General features: G+C 52.2%; 7 tRNA genes. All 7 read right to left on the reverse strand.

Going from position 1 to position 632, the window contains the following annotated elements:
* Positions 1–2: 2 nt before the first annotated feature.
* The 7 genes from AAEO50_RS21205 to AAEO50_RS21235 all read right to left on the reverse strand — a co-directional run bounded on the left by AAEO50_RS21205 (position 3) and on the right by AAEO50_RS21235 (position 614).
* A tRNA-Ser gene (locus tag AAEO50_RS21205) sits at positions 3–93 on the reverse strand.
* A gap of 3 nt (positions 94–96) precedes the next feature.
* Positions 97–171, reverse strand: a tRNA-Asn gene (locus AAEO50_RS21210).
* Between the two features lie 9 nt (positions 172–180).
* Positions 181–257, reverse strand: a tRNA-Ile gene (locus AAEO50_RS21215).
* Between the two features lies 1 nt (position 258).
* A tRNA-Gly gene (locus AAEO50_RS21220) sits at positions 259–332 on the reverse strand.
* A gap of 8 nt (positions 333–340) precedes the next feature.
* A tRNA-His gene (locus AAEO50_RS21225) sits at positions 341–416 on the reverse strand.
* A 27-nt stretch (positions 417–443) separates the two neighbouring features.
* A tRNA-Phe gene (locus tag AAEO50_RS21230) sits at positions 444–519 on the reverse strand.
* Between the two features lie 18 nt (positions 520–537).
* Positions 538–614: transfer RNA gene (locus tag AAEO50_RS21235), tRNA-Asp, on the reverse strand.
* Positions 615–632: the final 18 nt, after the last annotated feature.

Raw genomic sequence — 632 nt, forward strand, 5'->3', positions numbered from 1 at the left:
GATGGCGGAGAAGGAGGGATTTGAACCCTCGCGCCAGTTGCCCGACCTACACCCTTAGCAGGGGCGCCTCTTCAGCCACTTGAGTACTTCTCCATTTGGCTCCGCAGGCAAGATTCGAACTTGCGACCGATCGGTTAACAGCCGATAGCTCTACCACTGAGCTACTGCGGAATATTAAGATGGTGGGCCTAAGTGGACTCGAACCACCGACCTCACGCTTATCAGGCGTGCGCTCTAACCAGCTGAGCTATAGGCCCATGGAGCGGGTGATGGGAATCGAACCCACGACATCAGCTTGGAAGGCTGAGGTTTTACCATTAAACTACACCCGCAATATAAATGGGGCGACTGATGGGAATCGAACCCACGAATGCCGGAACCACAATCCGGTGCGTTAACCACTTCGCCACAATCGCCATGTATATTATGATATAAATTAAAAATGGTGGCTCAGGACGGAATCGAACCGCCGACACATGGATTTTCAGTCCATTGCTCTACCAACTGAGCTACTGAGCCACACTATGTAATTAAAAGTGGCGGTCTGGACGGGACTCGAACCCGCGACCTCCTGCGTGACAGGCAGGCATTCTAACCAACTGAACTACCAGACCAGAGATTTTTGCGAAAGC

It is taken from the genome of Rossellomorea oryzaecorticis (genome assembly GCF_038405515.1).
GTDB lineage: Bacteria > Bacillota > Bacilli > Bacillales > Bacillaceae_B > Rossellomorea > Rossellomorea oryzaecorticis_A.